Source organism: Citrobacter sp. BIDMC107 (assembly GCF_001037575.1).
GTDB classification, from domain to species: domain Bacteria; phylum Pseudomonadota; class Gammaproteobacteria; order Enterobacterales; family Enterobacteriaceae; genus Citrobacter; species Citrobacter freundii.
In genome coordinates this window covers 2496600-2512859 of sequence record NZ_KQ089848.1, presented here as the reverse complement: position 1 = coordinate 2512859, position 16260 = coordinate 2496600, and the positions used below count along the sequence as shown (strand labels likewise).

Here is a 16260-nt window from a genome sequence, read left to right as displayed (position 1 = left end):
CCAGCACTACCGAACCGATACCGGAGGACAGGTCATTTTACCTGTGGGGATATACCTGCCTGAGCAGGCGGCTGCATTCGTGCATCACCGTACCCCGTCATACCTCATCCGCGCATTCTCCGGCGCACCGGTATCGTTCAGCACAGCACGCTGTGCCCAACCGCGCGTCGGAGAATTGAGTGGAGAATAGCTATGTCGAAACTTACAAAACGCATGGAAAAACTCGCCCTGCTGGCTGGCGGCAGTTTTAAAACAGTCCATGATCGCCTCCGCATCGCCGGGCGTTTAAGCCAGCATCTGCACAAGCTGAATATCCAGATTCAGGATCTCCAGCATCTGAAATCGTCACATATAGAAAGCTACGTGATGGCGCGACGGGAAGCAGGCATTACACCACGCACGCTACAAAACGAGATGGCTGCCCTGCGCACCATCCTTGCTCAGTCTGGACGTCAAAAATTTGCCCAATCGGAGCGCATCAGCAATAAAGCGCTCGGGCTGGGTAACGCCAGCCGGGCAGGAACGCATCTGCCATTAACCTCAGAACGCTGGTTGTCGGCGCTGTCTGCTTTTCATGAAAAGGATGAAGGGCTGGCTCTGACGCTGGAGCTTGCCAGAGCAATGGGTTTGCGTTCACAGGAAGCGGTGCAGTGTTGTCAGTCTCTGAAGACATGGGCCGCTGCGTTAGAGCGTGGAGAAAATCGATTGCAGGTGGTTTTTGGCACCAAAGGATCACGTTCCCGTCAGACGGTGGTGCTCGAACCTGAAAGGCTACGCAGCATCCTGAACCAGGCTATCCCCCTGATGACACAACGCGGAGGACGTTTGCTCAATAAACCCGATCTGCGCGCCGCAATGAATTACTGGCGTGCCAGCGCAGTTCGCGCAGGGCTGACTGGCCCCTATGCACCACACAGTCTGCGCTATTCATGGGCGCAGGAGGCGATGGCGCACTACCTGGGACTGGGGCTGAGTATAAAGGAAGCCAGGGCGATGGTTGCGATGGATCTTGGTCATGGCGATGGTCGAGGGCGCTACATCCAGCAGGTGTATGGGAGGCAATCATGAGCTATTACGTTTCTGCCGTCTCCGATCGGGCACGCAATAACTGGCCGAAAATATTTGAACAACTTGGCATTTTCATTCCACCAAATCATCGGCATGGCCCGTGTCCCTGTTGTGGGGGTAAGGATCGCTTCAGGATGGATGATCTGGAGGGGCGCGGCACATGGTTCTGCAATCAGTGCGGCGCAGGTGACGGACTGGATCTGGTTTCCCGCTTCTTCGGTTGCGCACTGGTTGCGGCCGCCGGAATGGTGCAGGACATGGATCCTGTACCGCTGGTTCCGCCAGCCAGGGAAAAATCACAGGCTTTGAATATGGAATCGCGTATTAAGACGCTGCTTCGTCATTGCGAATCCGGAGAAGCGCCGTATCTGACAACGCGAGGCTGGCGACGAGCCCAGTGGCTTCTGACTGAGCGTAGTAGCCGGACAATCTGCGGCGTGCATTTCGGGGCGGGTACGCTGGTATTGCCAATTCGAAATACAGGCGCGCAGCTGACAGGTGCACAGTTCATTCATCCTGGAGGGAAAAAGTACCTGCTGCCCGGTAGCCATCTGAAGGATTGTTTTTGCCCGGTACATCAGGCGAGCCGCAACGGTAGACCGGAACCCTGGGTACCGGGCAGCAAACCACCGGAAGGCATCATCATTACCGAAGGATATGCAACCGCACTTGCGGTCTCATGCCTTCATCATTTTCCGGTCGTTGCTGCCCTGTCGGCGCACAACCTGAAAAATGTGGCCATCGCTTTCCGGGCGCAGTGGCCTGAATGCCACCTTATCCTGGCTGGCGATAATGATTGCAGTCAGGAAAAAAATACCGGGTTGCTGAATGCAACCGCCGCTGCCGAAGTAGTGAAGGGCTGTGTGGTTCTCCCTGCAGACACCACATTGAGCGACTGGGATGAATTTTACCGTCACTACGGTGAATCCATTTCCCGGATTGTGTTTAACCAGCAGCTTCCTGCAAATCTCAGGTCGTAGTCATGACAGCATCAGACCGTACTCTTACCACCTCCCTTCCGCTGCGCCGGGGCTCGGAAGGGTTTAACACCAGTCAGGATTATCTGGTTAAAGGACTTATTCCCACCGGGGCGCTGTGCAGTATTTACGGCCCCGGAGGCTCTTTTAAATCCTTTCTGGCGGTATCGCTGGCGTGCCATATTGCCAGCGGTACGTCATGGGGCGGAAGGCGAGTCAATCAAGGGGCTGTGCTGTTTATCGCCGGAGAAGGAGGAACCGGTGTATCGCGGCGGATCCGCGCCTGGGAACTCAGCGTTAATGACGAGATGGCGCTCGATAACCTGTTTCGCGTCGACTGCCCGATCTTTCCAGCCGCTCCGGGAAGCATCGAACAGGTGATCCTGGCGACGCAGGACATTAAGAACATGACCGGAATGCCGGTACGGCTGATCATCCTCGATACGCTGGCCCGCTGTTTTGGTAACTCCGATGAAAACACCGCGCGGGATATGGGCGCATTCATCCAGGGTTGCGACGCCATTCGGTATCATACGCGCGCAGCAATTATGATCGTTCATCACTCGGGTAAGGATCAAGAACGGGGCGCACGCGGTTCAAGTGCTTTTCAGGCCGCGCTGGATGCCGAGTTTAATGTCAGGCGCGAGGGACGTCGCAACGCTATCACCCTGAGTTGTACAAAGATGAAAGATGCGGAGATGCCGGAGGTCACCGCCTACGATCTTGAGGAAGTTGTTATCTATACCGATAGCGATGGCGAACCAGTGACCTCACTGGTGCTGAATGACGAGCCCCGGCAACCTGACGATGACTTACTGAGTAGTGGCATACCACCCGGTGTTCCTCATATCACCCGCAACCATACGGCGCTATGGCGCTGTATTAACCAACGCATCAGCCAGAATAAGCCCTGTACTCGCGCGCTCTTGCGCGACGATCTGCGCGCAAAGGGAATTAACGTCGAGAAGAAATTTTCGCGCTGGCTGGAGAAGCTGCTGCGCGAGCAACTGATTGTGCTCGATGGAGAACAGATCCGGCTCCCGGATACGGGGGAATGATAGTGGAACTCGGAATATGTGGGGGATACATTGGCAGGTACTCGACTCCCCCCACATTATTCACCTTTAACAGAGAAAGATGGGGGATGCCCTTCCGACCCGCGCTATTGCTGTGCACATGGAATTCACCTCAGAGAATATGGGGAGCCAGCCAGGAAAAAGCAGGTGGGGGAATCAACCACAACATCTGTCCCTGATGCTGTGGTCGCTGTAAGAATTACTGAGGTAATTTCTCGTCTCTAAGCCGTCTCACTCCATTCCTTTCAAACATTATGCAAAGAAAAATATAAAATACTACACTAAACAAAACTTAATATATTCCATCCTTCTAACTAACATTACTAACAGTAAGTTAGACTAATTTAATAATTTTCAACTATAAAGAATAATAGCCGCCCCTGATGAGTATTTAATTAAAAAACAATCTCTATGATGACTCACTGCGATAAAGATGCTAAAATGCAATAAATTATCATTATTGGGTAATATGATGCAGATAGATATAGAGGATAGAAACCTATTAGGTTTTAACCAACCAGCAAAAGATGAATTAAAAAAATCAGCAACCGATTTCATCGATGAATTAATTAAAGAATCAAACAGAATCGAATCTTCCCGCAATCCTTCCTCTGGAAACCCACAGATTACAAGCGGGATGGTAACTGATGCAACGGTTTTTGTTAGGAGAGGATTGATTCAGCCTAAGAAAAAAATACGTGTAAAAGTATTACGTGTAATATCTGCTATTGTTTCCTTACTTGTAGGTATTATTTATGATGCAACAAAACTGCAAGATAAAACTTATATGTTGATTTTTATTGTTGTAGTTGCTATTACGATCATCTCTGTCACTATCTCAACTATAATGGAGTGATATCGTGAAAGACGACTCTTCAAAAATTAACAACTCGTTCGAAAAAAGTTTATATGAAATTGGAGAAAGAAGCTCTTCATACAGTAAACTACAGCAAATACTATTAATTTATGCCGTATTCGGATGTATTATCGGTGTAATAGCATTTGTATATTTCATCATAATAAAATTCCAAATAGATCTAACTCAGCAGGAAAGAATTCTTTTATTAGTTTCTGGCAGTGGATTTTCTCTATCACTTATCTCACTTGTTATTTTATTTTTCCGCCGCCAGCAATATAAAACAAAAACTGAACGAAATAGATATATTAATGCCATCGGGGAGTTTTTATTTCAATGGGGAAGATTTGAAAGAATTGGAAAAAATAAACTTGAACAAAAAAACATGGATTTCAATAAAGTATCTATAAAATCAATAATATATAGCTTATTGGAAACATCCTTAATAACAGAGGATGATATAATTATCCTTGAGGAATGCTTACGTTCACGGAATGCTCTAGTCCATGCAGAACAACCTTTTATAACAGAAGATTTAATAAGAATGACAAATGCCATATCTGAAATAAATAATAGACTAGCTAATAGTTAAACATTCATTCACGGCATTATCATTAAATGATAATGCCGTGAATCGTTATTATTATCTATACAGGCAGTTTCTCATCCCTCAGTCGCCTAACCTCATCTTCTTCAAAAGCATCTCTTAACAGTTGTAGCTGGTCGGCAAGGATGAGAAGCAACGCATAATTCGGGCCGATATCGTCAGGATGCTCGAGCATCACATGCACCAGGACTCGCGAGCGATCGACCAATTCTCTGGCTGAGGGTTGTTCTACGGTGATTTTCATAGACACCTCCGGCGGAGGCTGGTGCAATGGGAAATTCAGGGACAGGACACATACGCAGCGCTCCGCTTCGTGATAAGCAGGTTAACGCCACCACCGGAGACGCCAGGCTCACTGGTGGTGACCCAGACAGGGTTGGCGTACCGGTTATCACGACCCGGCGCTTCTTTCGAAGCCCCTGCCTGAGCCACCATTGAAGGGGCGAGCGCAGGCCGCGCCAGTAGCACTGCAAACATCGCTACCGACACTCGTGATAATTCGGAACGCCAATTCCGGTTGCGGTTTTGCCGCAACGTGGGGACTATAGCGCAAGTCAGTACGCAAAAACTATGCTTATCGCCTCATAACAGAGGGCTATGCGCGCTGCATAAAATCGTCCGCTCAGTTATTCAGGAGGCTCGATTCATTGGCAAAAGCTATTGCCATTACGGGAACATCTGAATAAAAGCTGAACTCCCCTAAGTCCTCATAGGGTGATGGTTTTAACCGTGGTTCCACCAGCTATTTGGTTTTTGTGTCCTTGAATGTGCCCATAGCCATGTTTTCAAGGCAACGTATCGCTGATAGATTAACGAGTTAGCCCGATTTTCCAGCTTCTGTATTGTTGTGTTGCCCGGTGGCGCCATGCTTGCCGGGCCTACAGGCCCTGTAGGCCGGATAAGGCGTTTACACCGCCATCCGGCAACAACAATTTCCCATGCGGAAATCACTGTTGTCCAAATGGCAACTCGTGCAGTTGACTCTCTGACCGTATGCTTAGCGCCACATTTCTCATGAGGTCGCTATGACACGCTTTCTAATCTGCAGTTTCGCCCTGGTTCTTCTTTATCCTGCCGGTATTGATATGTATCTGGTGGGGCTGCCCCGTATTGCGGCCGATCTACAGGCCAGCGAGGCGCAACTGCATATCGCGTTTTCGGTTTATCTGGCGGGAATGGCGACGGCGATGCTTTTCGCCGGAAAAGTTGCCGACCAGTCAGGACGTAAACCAGTCGCTATTGTCGGTGCACTCATCTTTATTTTCGCCTCTGCGCTGTGTTCATTTGCCGAGAGCGGTACGCCGTTCCTGGTAGGCCGCTTTATTCAGGGTGTGGGCGCCGGCTGCTGCTATGTGGTGGCTTTCGCTATTCTGCGCGATACGCTCGACGATCGTCGCCGGGCGAAGGTACTGTCGTTGTTGAACGGTATTACCTGTATCGTGCCGGTGCTGGCTCCGGTGATGGGGCATCTGATCATGCTCAAATACCCGTGGCAGAGCCTGTTCTACACAATGATGGGAATGGGTGTGGCTGTTTGCCTGCTGTCGGTGTTTGTCCTGCGAGAATCGCGCCCAGCAACGCTTATGGCGACGATGGAAAAGAACCACACAACCGAATCACTGGTAAACCGCTTTTTCTTAAGCCGTCTGGCCATTACCACCCTCAGCGTGTCGGTGATCCTGACCTTTGTGAATACGTCTCCGGTGCTGCTGATGGAAGTGATGGGCTTCGACCGCGGCGAGTACGCCACTACCATGGCCATGACCGCTGGCATCAGTATGGCGGTCTCTTTCTCTACGCCATTCGCCCTGAGCGTGTTTAAGCCTCGCGTTATGATGCTGACCTCGCAGGTGCTGTTTCTGTGTGCTGGCGTGGTGTTAACCCTTGCTACTTCACACGCGGTAACGTTGTTCGGGTTAACCTTAATCTGCGCCGGATTCTCGGTCGGTTTCGGTGTTGCGATGAGCCAGGCGCTGGGACCGTTCTCGCTGCGCGCGGGCGTCGCCAGCTCGGCATTAGGTATTGCACAGGTTTGCGGTTCCTCGCTGTGGATTTGGCTGGCGGCTGTTCTTGGCCTTGATGCGCTGAATATGCTGATCGGGATTCTGATTGGCTGTAGCATAGTGAGTATCATGCTGATTATCACTGTTGCACCTAACCGGTCCGCACCAACTCATGAAGAAATCCCTCAGTAGTCTCGATCTTAATTTATTGCTCTGCCTGCAGTTGTTGATGCAGGAACGCAGCGTCACTAAAACCGCTAAACGGATGAACGTCACTCCGTCGGCGGTCAGTAAGTCGCTGTCGAAGCTGCGGGCCTGGTTTGACGATCCCTTGTTTGTGAACACCCCGCTGGGGCTATCGCCGACGCCGCTGATGGTCAACATGGAGCAGAGCCTGGCTGAATGGATGCAGATGGGCAATCAGCTGCTCGATAAGCCGCACCATGAATCGCCGCGCGGGCTGAAGTTTGATCTGGTGGCCGAAACGCCGCTGGTGATGATCATGTTCAACGCGCTCTCCCGGCAGATTTACCAGCGCTATCCTCAGGCGACGATCAAAATACGCAACTGGGACTATGATTCGCTGGATGCCATTATTCGCGGTGAAGTGGATATTGGCTTTACCGGACGCGAAAGTCATCCGCGTTCGCGAGAACTGCTGAGTTTGTTGCCATTGTCGATCGACCATGAAGTGCTGTTTTCCGATCTGCCCTGCGTCTGGCTACGTGAAGATCATCCCGCACTGCAGGAAGAGTGGAATCTGGACACCTTTCTGCGCTATCCGCACATCAGCATTAGCTGGGAGCAAAGCGATACCTGGGCGCTGGATGAAGTCCTGCAAGAAATGGGGCGCGCACGCAATATCGCGTTATGTCTGCCTGGTTTTGAACAATCGCTGTTTATGGCTGCGCAGCCGGATCACGCGCTGATTGCCACCGCACCGGTTTATTGCCAGCGTTATAACCAACTCCACCAGCTTCCACTCGTTGCGCGGCCGATGCCATTTGATACGGCGCAACTGGAAAAAATGCGCGTACCGTTTACTCTTCTTTGGCATAAACGCAACAGCCACAATCCTAAGATCGTCTGGCTAAAAGACACGATCAAGGCGCTTTATCGCGATATATCCTGACGATCCGTCATTTTGGTGTTTCAAAATCGACCATTCAGGCAACAGAAATGTAAATATCGCGTAATGTATCCCATTTCCGCTTACTTTTTGGGCAGCAAAGCCTGCCCGGAAGCCGTGTAAATGTTACTCTGGTGATAATCACGGACCATTAATCACGGAGCGAAAAATGGCGACACATTTTGCCAGAGGGATTCTTACGGAGGGACACCTGGTATCAGCTCGCCTCCCTTCTCCATGCCATATCGAAGCAAGAGATCTGCCCGCTCATCGCCGGACACGTTTCCTGGCCTCCCGAAGTCTTCTCGCCGAACTGATGTTCATGCTTTACGGCACCAGCACGTTGCCTGAGATTGTTACTGAGGCGAAAGGTAAGCCCGTTTTTCGCGATAAGAATCTACCGGGATTTTCGATCTCTTATGCCGGGAATATCGTCGGCGTTGTGCTAACGACTGAAGGAACGTGCGGCCTGGATATGGAACTTCAGCGGGCAACCCGCGGGTTTAACAATCCAAATTCAGCGGAAATGTGGCGCTTCTCCAGTAACGAAAACCTGTGGATCAATAATCAAAACGACCCCAATGAAGCACGCGCGCAGCTCATTACATTGCGCCAGAGCGTACTCAAACTCACCGGCGATGTATGCAATGACGATCCGCGCGAACTCCAGCTTTTACCCGGCGCAGGACGCCTGAAATGTGCCCATGTTGCGCAGATTGAAGCCATTTGCGACGCGGAAGATGTGCTGGTGTGGTCGGTTGCGGTTTCGCCAGCCATTGAAAAACTCAAGGTTTGGGAGTTTGATGGTCAGCAGGACTGGAAAAGTTTGCCTGATATCCAGACTCGCGCCAATGAGCCAACGGGTCGTCTGATCCGGTTCTCTCAATTATGCGCAGCGAAAAGCCATACGCTTTGATTTAACCTTTATGATGAAACAGGAGTCACCATGTCTGAAACATTGAATGTTGTTACGTTACTGGGAAGTCTGCGCAAAGGTTCGTTTAATGGAATGGTTGCCCGTACACTGCCCAAGATTGCTCCCGCAGGAATGGAAGTGAGCGCGTTACCGTCGATTGGTGATATCCCACTGTACGATGCCGATCTCCAGCAGGAAGAAGGTTTTCCGGCCAGCGTAGAAGCACTGGCTGAGCAAATCAGAAAGGCTGACGGTGTCGTCATCGTCACACCTGAATATAACTATTCTGTTCCGGGCGGACTGAAGAACGCCATCGACTGGCTGTCTCGCCTGCCCGATCAGCCATTATCCGGCAAACCGGTGCTGATCCAGACCAGCTCCATGGGTGCCATTGGCGGCGCGCGCTGCCAGTACCATCTGCGTCAAATCCTGGTGTTCCTCGACGCCATGGTAATGAACAAGCCGGAATTTATGGGCGGGGTCATTCAAAACAAGGTGGATCCGCAGACGGGTGAAGTGATTGACCAAAGCACGCTGGACCATCTGACCGGCCAGTTGACCGCATTTGGCGACTACATCCAACGCGTGAAAGCCTAAAAGAAAAAGCCCGCCAGCAACGATGCCTGGCGGGCAGTTGTCCAGACCGATATTTTAGTGCGCGTCGATAAACACAATCTTCAGCACAAACAGCAGCGCGACAACGATGACGCACGGGCTGAGATCGCGGAAACGTCCAGTACCGATTTTCATCACGCAGTAAGAGATAAAGCCCAGCGCAATACCTTCGGTAATTGAGAAGCTAAACGGCATCATCACGGCGGTAATAAACGCCGGAACCGCTTCAGTCAGGTCTTCCCACTTCACGCGCGACAGGCTTGATGTCATCAGGACACCAACGTAAATCAGCGCACCTGCTGCTGCATAGCCCGGTACCATTCCCGCCAGCGGCGACAGGAAGATAACCAGCAGGAACAGCAGGCCAACGACGACTGCAGTCAGGCCGGTACGGCCACCAACCGACACCCCGGAAGAGGATTCAATATAGGCGGTAACGGAAGAAGTCCCGATAAACGCCCCGGTAACCGACGACACGCTATCCACATACAGCGCCTGCTTCATGCGTGGGAACTTGCCCTTCGCGTCCGCCAGACCGGCTTTATCCGTCACGCCAATCAGCGTACCGGAGGAGTCAAACAGGTTGACCAGCATGAACGAGAAAATCACCCCCGCCAGGCCAATGTTAAACGAACCGGCCAGATCGACATGTCCGATAACGGACATCACGCTCGGCGGCGCAGAAACGATACCGTTGTAATGGACATCGCCCAGCATCCAGCCCAGCAGCGTGGTTACAATGATGGAAATCAGCACCGCCGCATGAATATTACGTGACGCCAGAATCGCGATGATAAAGAAGCCCAGAATACCGAGAAGTACGCTGTGGGACGTCAGGTTACCGATAGACACCAGCGTGTCTTTGTTGGCGACGATAACACCTGCGTTTTTCAGCCCCATCATGCCGATGAACAGACCGATACCACTGGTGATCCCCACTCGCAGGCTCACCGGGATATTGGCAATCATCCAGTAACGTACGCGGAAAATGGTCAGCAGCAGCAGACCTACCGCGCCCCAGAAGATAGCCCCCATACCGATCTGCCATGACAGGCCCATCGCGCCGACGACCACGAAAGCGAAAAATGCATTCAGGCCCATAGCAGGCGCAAGTGCGACCGGCAGGTTAGCAAATAGCCCCATCAGGATGCTACCAAAGGCAGCAATAAGGCAGGTGGTAACAAAGACGGCGCTGGTATCCATGCCAGCCACGCCAAGAATTTGCGGGTTAACAAAAACGATATACACCATCGTCAGGAAGGTGGTTAAACCGGCGATCACTTCGGTCCGTGCCGTCGTGCCATGTTCGCGCAGTTTGAACACGCGTTCCAGCATCCCCTGGCCAGAAGCCTGGGTTGTGTGTTGTTGACTCATTATCAATTTCCGAACAAGGAGGGAAAATTCGTCGCTATCCTATACCAAAATGCGACAATAGGGTTGGGTTATGAGCAACTTTTTTCATTGATTTTGCTTATACGGCAACGATTGCGTCGCCCAATAATGCATTACGAAAACGTTAAACTTGTTAAAACGGAAATGACATGTCCCAGATAGAAGCCGTATTTTTTGACTGTGACGGTACCCTTGTCGACAGTGAAGTGATTTGTTCTCGCGCGTATGTCAGCATGTTCCAGGCGTTTGGCATTACGCTCGATCTTGAAGAAATTTTCAAACGCTTCAAGGGGGTAAAGCTGTACGAGATCATCGACATTATCAACGAAGAGCACGGTGTCGAACTGGCAAAAGCCGATTTAGAACCGGTTTACCGCGCTGAGGTCGCACGTCTGTTCGATACCGAGCTGGAAGTCATTGCTGGTGCGAACACGCTGCTGGACAGCATGGCTGTGCCAATGTGCGTGGTGTCTAACGGTCCGGTCAGCAAAATGCAGCATTCGCTGGGTAAGCTGGGCATGTTGCACCATTTTCCTGATTTACTGTTCAGCGGCTACGATATCCAACGCTGGAAGCCCGATCCGGCCCTAATGTTCCATGCGGCAAAAGCAATGGACGTTAATGTTGAGAACTGCATTCTGGTTGATGATTCCAGCGCAGGCGCGCAGGCGGGGATTGCGGCGGGGATGGAAGTGTTCTACTTCTGCGCCGATCCGCATAACAAACCGATCGATCATCCAAAAGTCACGACCTTTACCGATCTGACACAGTTGCCGGAATTGTGGAAGGCGCGGGGTTGGGATATTACCCGGTAATTTTTTGTAGGCCCGGTAAGCTTGCGCCACCGGGCAATTGCCGGATGGCGCTAACGCTTATCCGGCCTACTTTCTACGTTTTTATCACTCTTTAGGATCTTTGCCCGCCAGCAGCTTATCCAGCTCATCGCCGCCCACGTGACGGAAGTCTTGTCCCTTCACGAAATAGAAGATGTATTCGCAGATATTCTGGCAGCGGTCACCGATACGTTCGATGGAACGTGCGCAGAACAGCGCGGTCAGCACGCTTGGAATGGTACGTGGGTCTTCCATCATATAAGTCATCAGCTGACGCACGATGCCTTCATACTCCTGGTCGACTTTCTTATCTTCGCGATAAATACGTACCGCTTCGTCGAGATCCATACGCGCAAACGCATCCAACACGTCGTGCAGCATCTGCACAGTGTGACGACCCAGCGACTCCAGACTTACCAGCAGCGGCTGGTGCTGTTGCGAGAACTTCTCCAGCGCGGTGCGGCAAATTTTATCTGCCACGTCACCAATACGTTCCAGCTCAGCGATGGTTTTGATAATCGCCATCACCAGACGCAGGTCGCTCGCTGTCGGTTGACGCTTGGCGATGATACGCACGCAGGCTTCGTCGATCGCCACCTCCATCATGTTGACGTTCTTATCGCCTTCAATGACGCGCTTCGCCAGCTCGCTGTCCTGGTTGTGCATCGCCGTGATTGCATCAGAAAGCTGCTGCTCGACCATGCCGCCCATGGTCATCACCTGGGTACGGATGCTTTCCAGCTCTGCATTGAACTGGCCGGAAATATGTTTATTAAGGTTAAGGTTATCCACAACAAGCTCCTGAATCAGCCGTAACGACCGGTGATGTAATCTTCAGTTTGTTTCTTCGCGGGCTTGGTGAACAGATCGTCCGTGTTACTGAACTCAATCAACTCGCCCAGGTACATAAATGCCGTGTGATCGGAACAACGCGCAGCCTGCTGCATGTTGTGGGTAACGATAACGACGGTGTAATCCTCTTTCAGCTCAGTGATCAGCTCTTCGATACGCCCGGTAGAAATAGGGTCGAGCGCTGAACATGGCTCATCAAGCAGAAGCACTTCCGGGCGAATGGCGATGCCACGCGCAATACACAGTCGCTGCTGCTGACCACCCGAGAGAGAGTACCCGCTCTGGTGTAATTTATCTTTGGTTTCATTCCACAATGCGGCCTTGGTCAATGCCCACTGCACGCGTTCGTCCATATCCGCACGCGAGAGTTTCTCAAACAGACGTACGCCAAAAGCGATGTTGTCGTAGATGGACATCGGGAACGGCGTGGGCTTCTGGAATACCATGCCTACTTTGGCACGCAGCAGAGCGATATCCTGGGTATTGGTGAGAATATTGTCGCCATCCAGCAGAATTTCACCTTCCGCACGTTGCTCCGGGTACAGTTCAAACATTTTGTTGAACGTACGCAGCAGCGTCGATTTACCACAGCCAGAAGGCCCGATAAACGCCGTTACCTGGTTTTTAGCAATATCCAGGTTGATGTTCTTCAGGGCATGGAATTTGCCATAGTAGAAGTTCAAATCACGAACCTGAATTTTACCTGGGGCAGTATCAACCATACTCATTTCAATCTTTTCCTCATCCGGCGCCGCATCAGCCACGCCGTAAAAATTAACCGTGTTTCTTCTTCGCGAAAATGACGCGCGCCAGAATGTTCAGCAGCAGTACGCACAGGGTAATAATCAGTACCCCGGCCCAGGCCAGTTGCTGCCACTCAGCAAACGGGCTCATCGCAAACTTAAAGATAGTGACCGGCAGGTTGGCGATAGGCTGCATCATGTCGGTGCTCCAGAACTGGTTGGAGAGCGACGTAAACAGCAGCGGAGCCGTTTCACCTGCGATACGAGCAATTGCTAACAGAACACCTGTAATGATGCCCGAGACAGACGCCTTCAGGGTGATCGCAGAAATCATCTTCCATTTCGGCGTACCCAGTGCATAGGCGGCTTCACGCAGGCTATCTGGCACCAGCTTGAGCATGTTCTCTGTGGTACGAATAACAATAGGCACCTGCAGCAGCGCCAGCGCGATCACGCCCGCCCAGCCGGAGAAATGCTCCATTTTTGCTACCACGATGGTGTAAACGAACAGACCGACCACGATGGATGGCGCAGAAAGCAGAATGTCATTGATAAAGCGGATGACCTCAGCCAGCCAGGACTTACGCCCATACTCCGCCAGGTAGATACCCGCCATAATGCCGAGCGGGGTACCAAACACGGTCGCCCACAGAATCAACAGACCGCTACCGGCCAGGGCGTTCGCCAGACCACCACCCGCAGTATTCGGCGGCGGCGTCATTTCGGTGAACAGCGCCAGCGACATACCGTCAATACCGCGGGTGATCGTGGACATCAGGATCCAAATGAGCCAGAACAGACCGAACGCCATGGTCGCCATAGAGAGCGTCAGCGCGATGCGGTTTTTCAGACGACGACGCGCCTGCATTTTACGGCGGGATTCCGCAAGCTGAGCGGTGTTTTGCATTTCAAGCGTAGCCATTAGCGTGCCCCCTCGTTCTTCGCAAGGCGCATGATCATGAACTTAGACGCAGCCAGCACGATGAAGGTGATCACAAACAGAATCAGACCCAGCTCCATCAACGCTGCAACGTGCAGCCCAGATTCCGCTTCGGCAAATTCATTCGCCAGCGCAGAGGTAATACTGTTGCCCGGCATGTACAGCGAGGCACTGTCGAGCTGGTAGGTGTTACCGATGATAAAGGTCACCGCCATGGTTTCACCCAGCGCACGCCCCAGACCCAGCATCACGCCGCCGATCACGCCATTTTTGGTGAACGGCAGGACGATGCGCCAGATAACTTCCCAGGTGGTACAGCCGATGCCGTAGGCTGACTCTTTCATCAGTACCGGCGTTTGTTCGAACACATCACGCATAACCGCCGCAATGTACGGGATGATCATGATGGCGAGGATCACGCCAGCCGCCAGAATACCGATACCAAAAGCCGGGCCGGAGAACAGTGCGCCAACAAACGGAATGTTGGAAAGGATGTTTCCGACCGGCTCCTGGAAATAAGTCGCAAACAGCGGGGCAAAGATAAACAGCCCCCACATGCCGTACACGATACTCGGAATTGCCGCCAGCAGTTCAATAGCGATGCCCAGCGGGCGACGCAGCCAGCCAGGTGCAAGTTCAGTCAGGAACAGCGCAATGCCGAAACTCACCGGAACGGCAATCAGCAGTGCAATAAGTGAGGTAACCAGCGTACCGTAAATCGGTACTAAAGCACCGTAGATATCGTTCGGCGCATCCCAGTCTTTGGTCCACAGAAAGGAGAAACCAAATTTCTGAATGCTTGGCCAGGAGGAGATAACCAGAGAGACAATAATGCCACCCAACATCAATAGCACAATCAGCGCAGCCAGTCTTACCAGCGCGCTGAAGATCATGTCACCCTTTTTACCCGGTGGGTTAAAAGCAGGCTTGGTTGCAGCCATAAATCACTCTTTAAGTTAAACGCGTTTACGAAGTTGCCCATGCCGGATGGCGCTACGCTTATCCGGCCTACAAAGCGGGCCTACAGTCGAAACCGTAGGGCGGATAAGCGTAGCGCCATCCGCCAACTCGTTAAAGATATTCTATTAGTACAGCGCTTTACCGCTGCTGTCTTTCACGTTGGTCTTCCATGCAGCACGAACCTGCTCAACCACGCTGTCCGGCAGGCTGGCGTAATCCAGGTCGTTAGCCTGTTTACCGCCATTTTTGTACGCCCAGTCGAAGAACTTCAGCACTTCTGCGCTCTGCTCTGGTTTCTTCGACTCTTTATGGACCAGGATGAAGGTGGTGGAAGTGATTGGCCACGCGTCGTCACCTTTCTGGTTAGTCAGATCCTGAGCGAAAGTTTTGCTCCAGTCAGCGCCTTTTGCGGCGTTAGCAAAGCTCTCTTCTGTCGGGCTTACCGGTTTGCCATCAGCAGAGACCAGCTTGGTGTACGCCAGGTTGTTCTGCTTAGCGTAAGCGTACTCAACGTAACCGATAGAACCCGGCAGACGCTGTACGAACGCAGCGATACCGTCGTTACCTTTACCGCCCAGACCGGTCGGCCAGTTCACAGTAGAGCCGGAGCCAATTTTAGATTTCCACTCTTCGTTTACTTTTGCCAGGTAGCTGGTGAAAACGAAGGAAGTACCGGAACCGTCAGCGCGACGCACAACGGCGATATTCTGTGAAGGCAGCTTCAGACCCGGGTTCAGTTTGGTGATGGCTTCATCATCCCACTTTTTAATTTTACCGAGGTAGATGTCACCCAGCGTTTTACCGTCCAGCACCAGCTCGCCGGATTTCAGGCCCGGGATATTCACAGCCAGCACTACGCCACCGATCACGGTCGGGAACTGGAACAGACCTTCTTGCGCCAGTTTTTCGTCAGACAGCGGTGCATCAGAAGCGCCGAAATCAACGGTATTGGCCGTAATTTGTTTTACACCACCGGAGGAGCCGATACCCTGGTAGTTTACTTTGCTACCGGTCTCTTTCTGATAGGTATCTGCCCATTTGGCATACACTGGCGCAGGGAAGGTTGCACCTGCACCTGTCAGGCTCGCTGCTGCAAACGCAGAGAACGCGCTCATGGATAAGGTCGCGGCGACAACAGTTGCGACAGTGGTACGCATAACTTTCATAATGTCTCCTGCACGGTTTTCGTAAATCGTTGTTTGAGTTGCTACTGTGAGCAAAATAGGACAAACAGGTGACAGTTAAATGTACGAAATATGACAGTTTTATGACAACGAAAAATACGGGAAATTT

17 protein-coding genes and 1 pseudogene are annotated in these 16260 nt (G+C 51.8%); 10 read left to right on the top strand and 8 right to left on the bottom strand.

What is annotated here, in order from left to right; translation table 11 throughout:
- Positions 1-192 precede the first annotated feature (192 nt).
- The 5 genes from SK39_RS11665 to SK39_RS11645 all read left to right on the top strand — a co-directional run bounded on the left by SK39_RS11665 (position 193) and on the right by SK39_RS11645 (position 4569).
- Positions 193-1068, top strand: coding sequence for an integrase domain-containing protein (locus SK39_RS11665; protein WP_048217025.1), 876 nt, complete (start codon positions 193-195; stop codon positions 1066-1068).
- A gap of 134 nt (positions 1069-1202) precedes the next feature.
- On the top strand, positions 1203-2048 hold the full coding sequence (locus tag SK39_RS11660; RefSeq protein WP_231592894.1) for a toprim domain-containing protein: 846 nt from the start codon (positions 1203-1205) through the stop codon (positions 2046-2048).
- 2 nt (positions 2049-2050) lie between these two features.
- Positions 2051-3103: a helicase RepA family protein gene (locus tag SK39_RS11655; RefSeq protein WP_048217023.1), complete on the top strand. Its 1053-nt coding sequence runs from the start codon at positions 2051-2053 to the stop codon at positions 3101-3103.
- 487 nt (positions 3104-3590) lie between these two features.
- Positions 3591-3977 carry a hypothetical protein gene (locus SK39_RS11650; RefSeq protein ID WP_048217022.1) on the top strand — a complete coding sequence of 129 codons (387 nt, stop codon included), beginning with the start codon at positions 3591-3593 and terminating at the stop codon, positions 3975-3977.
- A gap of 4 nt (positions 3978-3981) precedes the next feature.
- A complete protein-coding gene (locus SK39_RS11645) occupies positions 3982-4569 on the top strand; it encodes a hypothetical protein (RefSeq protein ID WP_048217021.1) in 588 nt (195 codons plus the stop codon).
- Between the two features lie 55 nt (positions 4570-4624).
- Here the strand turns inward: SK39_RS11645 and SK39_RS11640 are convergent, their stop codons facing one another.
- Positions 4625-4828 (bottom strand): hypothetical protein, encoded by a 204-nt coding sequence (locus SK39_RS11640; RefSeq protein ID WP_047065768.1) that lies wholly within the window; start codon positions 4826-4828, stop codon positions 4625-4627.
- Between the two features lie 83 nt (positions 4829-4911).
- Positions 4912-5031: pseudogene (locus SK39_RS27835) on the bottom strand (ash family protein); the annotation flags it as partial.
- A gap of 578 nt (positions 5032-5609) precedes the next feature.
- On the opposite strand from SK39_RS27835, the gene SK39_RS11630 reads away from it, so the two are divergent.
- The 4 genes from SK39_RS11630 (at position 5610) to SK39_RS11615 (ending at position 9229) form a co-directional block, all read left to right on the top strand.
- A complete protein-coding gene (locus tag SK39_RS11630) occupies positions 5610-6779 on the top strand; it encodes an MFS transporter (RefSeq protein ID WP_048217019.1) in 1170 nt (389 codons plus the stop codon).
- Positions 6760-7719, top strand: a complete 960-nt coding sequence (yidZ, locus tag SK39_RS11625) for an HTH-type transcriptional regulator YidZ (protein WP_048217018.1) — start codon at positions 6760-6762, stop codon at positions 7717-7719. The genes SK39_RS11630 and yidZ overlap by 20 nt, the downstream gene beginning before the upstream one ends.
- 166 nt (positions 7720-7885) lie before the next feature.
- On the top strand, positions 7886-8632 hold the full coding sequence (locus tag SK39_RS11620; protein ID WP_048217017.1) for a 4'-phosphopantetheinyl transferase family protein: 747 nt from the start codon (positions 7886-7888) through the stop codon (positions 8630-8632).
- A 30-nt stretch (positions 8633-8662) separates the two neighbouring features.
- Positions 8663-9229 carry an NADPH-dependent FMN reductase gene (locus tag SK39_RS11615; RefSeq protein ID WP_003023832.1) on the top strand — a complete coding sequence of 189 codons (567 nt, stop codon included), beginning with the start codon at positions 8663-8665 and terminating at the stop codon, positions 9227-9229.
- 54 nt (positions 9230-9283) lie between these two features.
- Here the strand turns inward: SK39_RS11615 and adeP are convergent, their stop codons facing one another.
- Positions 9284-10621 (bottom strand): adenine permease AdeP, encoded by a 1338-nt coding sequence (gene adeP, locus SK39_RS11610; RefSeq protein WP_003840586.1) that lies wholly within the window; start codon positions 10619-10621, stop codon positions 9284-9286.
- A gap of 167 nt (positions 10622-10788) precedes the next feature.
- Here adeP and yieH point away from each other — a divergent pair, with 167 nt between their 5' ends.
- Entirely contained in the window at positions 10789-11454 is a 666-nt protein-coding gene (gene yieH, locus SK39_RS11605; protein ID WP_016151219.1) for a 6-phosphogluconate phosphatase, read from the top strand.
- Between the two features lie 84 nt (positions 11455-11538).
- Here the strand turns inward: yieH and phoU are convergent, their stop codons facing one another.
- The 5 genes from phoU to pstS all read right to left on the bottom strand — a co-directional run bounded on the left by phoU (position 11539) and on the right by pstS (position 16133).
- A complete protein-coding gene (gene phoU / locus SK39_RS11600) occupies positions 11539-12264 on the bottom strand; it encodes a phosphate signaling complex protein PhoU (protein WP_003023824.1) in 726 nt (241 codons plus the stop codon).
- Between the two features lie 14 nt (positions 12265-12278).
- Entirely contained in the window at positions 12279-13052 is a 774-nt protein-coding gene (pstB, locus tag SK39_RS11595) for a phosphate ABC transporter ATP-binding protein PstB (protein ID WP_003023821.1), read from the bottom strand.
- A gap of 46 nt (positions 13053-13098) precedes the next feature.
- Positions 13099-13989, bottom strand: a complete 891-nt coding sequence (gene pstA, locus SK39_RS11590) for a phosphate ABC transporter permease PstA (RefSeq protein ID WP_003023819.1) — start codon at positions 13987-13989, stop codon at positions 13099-13101.
- Positions 13989-14948: a phosphate ABC transporter permease PstC gene (pstC, locus tag SK39_RS11585; protein ID WP_003023817.1), complete on the bottom strand. Its 960-nt coding sequence runs from the start codon at positions 14946-14948 to the stop codon at positions 13989-13991. The genes pstA and pstC overlap by 1 nt, the downstream gene beginning before the upstream one ends.
- Positions 14949-15092: 144 nt before the next feature.
- A complete protein-coding gene (pstS, locus tag SK39_RS11580) occupies positions 15093-16133 on the bottom strand; it encodes a phosphate ABC transporter substrate-binding protein PstS (protein WP_003023814.1) in 1041 nt (346 codons plus the stop codon).
- Between the last annotated feature and the right edge of the window lie 127 nt (positions 16134-16260).

What these genes read in the sequence shown, in the direction of transcription:
- SK39_RS11665 (WP_048217025.1), top strand. Translation starts at nt 193, where the DNA reads ATGTCGAAACTTACAAAACGCATGGAAAAACTCGCCCTGCTGGCTGGC.
- SK39_RS11660 (WP_231592894.1), top strand. Translation starts at nt 1,203, where the DNA reads ATGGATGATCTGGAGGGGCGCGGCACATGGTTCTGCAATCAGTGCGGC.
- SK39_RS11655 (WP_048217023.1), top strand. Translation starts at nt 2,051, where the DNA reads ATGACAGCATCAGACCGTACTCTTACCACCTCCCTTCCGCTGCGCCGG.
- SK39_RS11650 (WP_048217022.1), top strand. Translation starts at nt 3,591, where the DNA reads ATGATGCAGATAGATATAGAGGATAGAAACCTATTAGGTTTTAACCAA.
- SK39_RS11640 (WP_047065768.1), bottom strand. Translation starts at nt 4,828, where the DNA reads ATGAAAATCACCGTAGAACAACCCTCAGCCAGAGAATTGGTCGATCGC.
- SK39_RS11630 (WP_048217019.1), top strand. Translation starts at nt 5,610, where the DNA reads ATGACACGCTTTCTAATCTGCAGTTTCGCCCTGGTTCTTCTTTATCCT.
- yidZ (WP_048217018.1), top strand. Translation starts at nt 6,760, where the DNA reads ATGAAGAAATCCCTCAGTAGTCTCGATCTTAATTTATTGCTCTGCCTG.
- SK39_RS11620 (WP_048217017.1), top strand. Translation starts at nt 7,886, where the DNA reads ATGGCGACACATTTTGCCAGAGGGATTCTTACGGAGGGACACCTGGTA.
- SK39_RS11615 (WP_003023832.1), top strand. Translation starts at nt 8,663, where the DNA reads ATGTCTGAAACATTGAATGTTGTTACGTTACTGGGAAGTCTGCGCAAA.
- adeP (WP_003840586.1), bottom strand. Translation starts at nt 10,621, where the DNA reads ATGAGTCAACAACACACAACCCAGGCTTCTGGCCAGGGGATGCTGGAA.
- yieH (WP_016151219.1), top strand. Translation starts at nt 10,789, where the DNA reads ATGTCCCAGATAGAAGCCGTATTTTTTGACTGTGACGGTACCCTTGTC.
- pstB (WP_003023821.1), bottom strand. Translation starts at nt 13,052, where the DNA reads ATGAGTATGGTTGATACTGCCCCAGGTAAAATTCAGGTTCGTGATTTG.
- pstA (WP_003023819.1), bottom strand. Translation starts at nt 13,989, where the DNA reads ATGGCTACGCTTGAAATGCAAAACACCGCTCAGCTTGCGGAATCCCGC.
- pstC (WP_003023817.1), bottom strand. Translation starts at nt 14,948, where the DNA reads ATGGCTGCAACCAAGCCTGCTTTTAACCCACCGGGTAAAAAGGGTGAC.
- pstS (WP_003023814.1), bottom strand. Translation starts at nt 16,133, where the DNA reads ATGAAAGTTATGCGTACCACTGTCGCAACTGTTGTCGCCGCGACCTTA.